This is a genomic window from Moorena sp. SIO3I6, assembly GCF_010672095.1.
Genome location: NZ_JAAHHU010000292.1, coordinates 1 through 5,776 on the forward strand (window position 1 = coordinate 1; position 5,776 = coordinate 5,776).

A 5,776-nucleotide genomic window follows, 5' to 3' on the forward strand; every position below is an offset into this window, starting at 1 on the left:
GGCAGTGGATAAGACCAATTGAAAAGCTGACAATCGCTTTGCTAGCCACTGCCCACCCTACCTCAACGTTTGCCTCTTGCCTTGCCCTAATATTCCCAAAACATTTTTACTGACATGATTGCTCAAGCATTTGATGAGTTTTACCCCTCCCATCCAGTTCTGAGTGTAGTCTCTGGAGTAGACTCAGAATCAGAGTTAGCTTGGATACAAGCAAAAGAGTCTGCTGATCAAGTTGTCTTCAAAAATACAGGCAAACATCTCAGTGACATTGAAACCACAGTACTTCAGGGTTCTTGGGAAGGGAAAACCTATGATCAGATCGCCAATAGGTATGGCTACAGTGCTGAGTATCTTAACAAAGATATCGGCAACAAATTATGGAATAAGCTCTCAAAAGCATTAGGAGAAAGGGTTACCAAAAAGAGTTTCAAACAAGCACTGAGAAGAGCATGGAAAAAGTGTCAAGGTACATCAGTGGGCACCAATGGAGAGCAGCCACCATCTGAGCCGCTAACAAAGCTACCATTTCCGTCGGGTTGGGTGGCGCTGGATTCACCTCTTTATGTGGAGCGAGACAGCATCGAATCTCTCGGTTACGATACCGTTATTATGCCTGGTTCCCTGATTCGGATTAAAGCACCGAAGCTAATGGGAAAAACCTCCTTAATGATGAGGATTCTAGCTCATGCTCAATCCCAGGATTTTCAAACGGTGTATTTAGATTTGAGCAGTGTAGACCGAGCCATTTTAACGGATTTAGATAAATTCCTACGCTGGCTCTGTTTGAAAGTTGGTCGGCAATTAAAGTTAGACAATCAGTTAAATGATTATTGGGATACAGAGATTTTGGGGAGTAACGATAACTGCACAGTCTATTTTGAAGAGTATTTACTGGCAGAAATAGATTCTCCCCTGGTCTTAGCATTGGATGAAGTCGATCGAGTTTTCCCCTACCCCGAAGTAATAGAAGACTTTTTAGGGATGCTGCGCAGCTGGCATGAGAAAGCCAAGATTTCAGATATCTGGAAGCAACTGCGGCTGGTAATCGCACATTCTACAGAAGTTTATATTCCCTTAGACTTAAATCAATCTCCCTTTAACGCCGGGATTCCAGTGGAGTTGCGAGAGTTTGACCAACAGCAGGTAAAAAATTTGGCTCATCTCCATGGACTAAATTGGGAGAATGCCCAGATAGAGAAATTAATGACAATGGTATCTGGTCATCCCTATCTGGTACGGTTGGCGATGTATGAAATTGGCTCTGGCAAGGTAACATTCCAGCAGTTGTGGCAAGATGCACCAACAGAAGCAGGTATTTATAGCAACCATTTGCGGCGACATTTAGAAACACTGCAACAATTACCAGAGTTGCTTCAGGCCCTCAAGAAAGTTGTCACCTCATCTGAGCCAGTGGAACTAAATCCGATCGAGATTTACAAACTACACAGTATGGGCTTGGTAGAGCGACAGGGTAACTATGTTCTCGCTGCAATTTGTATCGGGAATATTTCTACCAAGTTTTAGCTTTTAGGTAAGCATCTGCGCTACGCGCACGCTGCGCGAACAGCTGTCAGCTATCAGCTAATGAAACAGCAATCATGAATGCCAGATATTTTTGGTAATAGCAATCCTAATGTGCTACCTGGCACAAACAACAGCGACAGAATCTTTGGTTTGGGTGATGATGATCAACTGCGTGGTGGAGGTGGATACGATCGGCTATTTGGCGATCGCAATGCTCCAGAAGAGCAGCCTATAATTATTATCCCCGGAAATGACACCCTTTGGGGAGGTGGCGGCACTGACGAACTGTTTGGCGATGCTGGTGATGACTTACTAGATGGTGGCATAGGTAATGATACTCCCTTGAGGGTGGCATAGGTAATGATACTCTCTTTGGGGGTGATGGCAATGATACTCTCTTTGGCGCTAATCCCTTGGCAATAACACCCGGTTTGAACGAAATTGACTCGTTAATTGGTGGTTCTGGAGGAGATCTATTTGTGCTTGGTGATGCTAATCAAGCTTACTATGACGATCTAGGCGAGAGTGATTTTGCTATCATCACAGATTTGAATCTCTTTGAGGATAGGATTCAACTCCACGGAAATTCTGCTGGCTATGAATTGCAAGAAGAAACCGTCACCCTTGATTCTGGGGATGTGGTTCAGGGACTAGGAATTTACGCTATCGAGGAAAGTTCCGGTTCAAATGATTTGATTGGTTTGATAGAAAACTCCCCCATAGGTCTCGATTTGAACGATTCTGTATTTGAATTCGTTTAGTTTTTATTGAACCAAACTTGATAGAGTGCGATCTGAACTTGACTCAGATCGCCTCTTGAACCACAACAGAAGTAAATGTTGCGTAGGTTGCGTAAGGGAAGGGCTCGCACTCATTTTCCGCTTCTTTGGCAGTGTTAGGACAGCCCGCCCGAGGAAGGAAACGGGCAAGATGCCCGTTCCACGCCTGATGCCCGTTCCACGCAAGATGCCCGTTCCACACCTGATGCCCGTTCCACGCCTGATGCCCGTTCCACGCCTGATGCCCATGCCACCCACTGGGTCAAACAACTTTAATGAGATGCACCCCTGCCCACCGACATTAAATTACCTAGAAAATAGTTTTTCTTTGTCTATATTTTTAATAAAATTAATCGTAGGGTGGCCAGTGCTTTAGACCGATAAAATCAGCTTGTAATCGGTGTCAGATGCACCCCACACTTCCCGCGCCCCCGCCCCACACTCCCCGCGCCCCCGCCCCACACTCTCTACAGTTACCTTCTTTTTTACAAATATGAGATGCACCATGGCGATCTGCATTCAGAGGCTGGTGTCACACATTGGCTGTTTGTGCATCTAAAGTTTATGGAGGGAAAGAAAATGACAAATTGAAAACTTATGGAAACTAACTACCACGTAAACCTTTTTGGCAGCTCCGACCAACAGCTCGCCAAGCTGGTCACAGAGTACTGTCGCCTAGTGACCCAACCTGAGTTGTCATCACAAGATGCTCAAAGCATCACAGAGATCCTAAGCTATAGCCGGTACGACCAAGAACTAAACTATTGGCTGTGCCAAGCAGATCAGTTAATTGACTACCAACTCAGCACCGGGGCAATACCTGATTACGACTTGGTGGTGAGTTCCCTTTCCATCAAGAACCTTGCTTATAATCTTACGCGGGTTCCCTCCCATCAAGTGACGTTTGAAACTTTTAAGGAACTAGTAACCCAAACCAAACTGAAGCACAGATTTCTCGACCAATATATCAGCTTTGATGAACAACACTTCTCGCGCAAAGCCATTTTTAAAACCACAGCCCTGACCATTTATATGATTGGCTGGAGACCGGGGCAAGGTACCACTGCCCACCACCACGGTCAGTCCCTAGATGCAATCCTCGTCTACAAAGGAGAAATGACCCATCGCTTCCCTAACCAAGACGAGGGCCTAGAGCCTGACAAAATGCCCTCCAGACCTGGCGAGCTGTTTGGGGAGAATCAACTGGTTTGCATTGACCGCAAGCAATATCACCTAATGGCTAATAATTCCTCCAAAGATCTGGTCACCCTGCACTTTAGATTTGGTACGCCACCAGACAATATGAATTGGCAAACCAATATCAGTGAGTGCAAGCCAGCAGCTATTTGGAGCAATTCAAACGAGGACATGGAAGAGATCTGTCGCTTAATGATTGCTTAGGGTCTAGACAACCCAAACAAATAGGGTGCATCTCACTGTCTTGATGCAGTCGCTGATGGGGGAAACCCCCGTGAGGCCACTGCATCGCCCTCGTTATAGATTTACAACTTTGAGATGCATCCAATCAACACTATGTAATACTGAGGTAAATGCATGAGTCCTCTACCACCAAAAAACTGGGGATTAACGCCCTTAGATCCTCTACAAGTCCAGTATCTCAAAGGGTACTATGACAAGCTCTTGTCGGGGTGCAAATTGCGGCATCGGTGTGACTCGGACGACATCCTCAGCCAGGTATCGGAGAAGGCAGCGGAAGTCGAGCGCTTAGAACGCCCGATTAAAAACCCCGAGGCGTGGGCGAAGAAAGTTGGGGAGCGCATTATTTTGCAAAAGAAAAGGAGGGAACTATCGGAAAAAAAGTTAATCCAGAATCTCGGGCACATGATGCAAAGCCAAATTTTTGGTAGCCCAAGGGACGACCTTGACTGTGATGGCACACTAGGACAGATCCTAGCTTTAGCCCTCAAGGAACTTAAGCAAACCAAGCCGGACTTTCACCAACTACTGGTCATGCGATTCTTTCGTGAGCTGAGCTGGGAGCAGATATCGTCAGAGTTGGAACCAGACACTGCCATTACCAAAACAACTATTAACAAGGTGCGTCAGAGGGGAAGTCGCGCTTTGAAAAAACTGAGGGAAATTTTCTTTCTTAACCTTAAGAAGTGATAATTTTCTGGATGTAGCGACCCGAAATAACGCAATTTTTGGGGGCACATTAAAGGAAAATATAGCAGTTATCAAGTTCTCAATTGCTTGATGTACTTCGTCCTGGGTTAATGGGAATAGGGTTAAGAGTGTAGGGTTAAGAGTGTGGGGAGTGCGTAACCCGGGCGCGGGTAAGGGGTGGAGTGAGACTAATAGTGTGTACCTCATGAGTCTTAGAATTGCTATAAGTACGTCAAAGCTTATCTGTTAGGACTGACGCAAATCCCTCAATTTAATGCTACCTGTAGGGTGGGCAAGGTTTTGCCCACCCTACCCATGGAGTCTGTGCGTAAGTCCTGTCTGTGTAACTCAAACGTTTTGTCACATAATCAGGATCTACGCATCTAACTATTAGAAGCGAAAAAAGTGCATTAAGTTTCCTTTTTTCGGTTTGCAAGTGATTTGATTTTTATTAAGGGTGCATAGTCAACAGTGCAAAGTCAACAATAACCTGACATAAAACCATGTTTTACTGGAATATTTCCAGTTTATACGGGCGTCATAATTCGTTTTAACTGCTATTTTTTGATACCAAATATAATCAACTTACAACCGTTTAAGCTGGCAAGATGGTTTATGTTGTGGGGCTCCAAAACCTAACTTACATAGTTGAGCCATTGTCTTAAATATTTTCAGTAAACTACTGTCAAGCTTTGGTTAGCTTTGCGAGATATTCTCTTTATTATAGTCTGGACTTGAGGGTTATAATCATGAAATGCGATCAGATGTATTGTCCCTGGATTCAGGATTCTCAAAACGCAGATCATTACGTCTGTCTAAAGTGCAATCGTGAACGCTATATCAACGAAAGTCGTCCTGGATCAGTGATCTTTGTTTGCGTAGCAATAGCTTTCATAGTTATTGCTCTCCTCAGCAATGATGGCGAGATTCAACATCCAGAAAATCAACACCGAGCAACTCGAATAGAGATGGGTCGAAAAAATCAAGTCCCATACCGGGACTTGTCGCCGACGGCTAACCTCTAGGGCGTGTTTTCAAAGTTTTCCGCAAGATTATGATCCCCCCCAGCCCCCCTTAAAAAAGGGGGGAGCCATACTCAAAGTCCCCCTTTTTTAAGGGCAGGGCTGTTTCAAAGAAAAATAAGTTAACGAGAAAAGGAGATAGGGGGATAGGGGGATAGGGGGATAGGGAAATAGCTCAAAATTTTCCGAAAAATCCCCAAATTTAGTCATTAAAATCTGACTAATTAGCCGGCTTCAATCAACTCAAATGACTAACAATTCGTGATTCGGCTTTTGAGTATGGTTAGATAAATTTGGCCAAAATCACGACTATTCGCGCTCCTT

The 5,776-nt window shown here is 44.7% G+C and carries 7 protein-coding genes; all 7 read left to right on the forward strand.

The genetic code is table 11. The features are described 5' to 3' along the window. Positions 1-114: 114 nt before the first annotated feature. The 7 genes from F6K49_RS34330 (at position 115) to F6K49_RS34360 (ending at position 5,455) form a co-directional block, all read left to right on the forward strand. Positions 115-1,524, forward strand: coding sequence for an AAA-like domain-containing protein (locus F6K49_RS34330; RefSeq protein ID WP_293081699.1), 1,410 nt, complete (start codon positions 115-117; stop codon positions 1,522-1,524). Between the two features lie 78 nt (positions 1,525-1,602). After that, positions 1,603-1,881 carry a hypothetical protein gene (locus F6K49_RS34335; RefSeq protein WP_293022686.1) on the forward strand — a complete coding sequence of 93 codons (279 nt, stop codon included), beginning with the start codon at positions 1,603-1,605 and terminating at the stop codon, positions 1,879-1,881. A gap of 56 nt (positions 1,882-1,937) precedes the next feature. Continuing rightward, on the forward strand, positions 1,938-2,285 hold the full coding sequence (locus F6K49_RS34340) for a hypothetical protein (RefSeq protein ID WP_293041029.1): 348 nt from the start codon (positions 1,938-1,940) through the stop codon (positions 2,283-2,285). A 169-nt stretch (positions 2,286-2,454) separates the two neighbouring features. Beyond that, positions 2,455-2,679 carry a hypothetical protein gene (locus F6K49_RS34345; protein WP_293103832.1) on the forward strand — a complete coding sequence of 75 codons (225 nt, stop codon included), beginning with the start codon at positions 2,455-2,457 and terminating at the stop codon, positions 2,677-2,679. Positions 2,680-2,900: 221 nt separating this feature from the next. Further along, positions 2,901-3,704 carry a cysteine dioxygenase family protein gene (locus F6K49_RS34350; protein WP_293103835.1) on the forward strand — a complete coding sequence of 268 codons (804 nt, stop codon included), beginning with the start codon at positions 2,901-2,903 and terminating at the stop codon, positions 3,702-3,704. Positions 3,705-3,857: 153 nt separating this feature from the next. Continuing rightward, positions 3,858-4,430: a sigma-70 family RNA polymerase sigma factor gene (locus tag F6K49_RS34355; protein WP_293103839.1), complete on the forward strand. Its 573-nt coding sequence runs from the start codon at positions 3,858-3,860 to the stop codon at positions 4,428-4,430. A gap of 749 nt (positions 4,431-5,179) precedes the next feature. Next, positions 5,180-5,455, forward strand: a complete 276-nt coding sequence (locus F6K49_RS34360; protein ID WP_293103843.1) for a hypothetical protein — start codon at positions 5,180-5,182, stop codon at positions 5,453-5,455. Positions 5,456-5,776 lie beyond the last annotated feature (321 nt).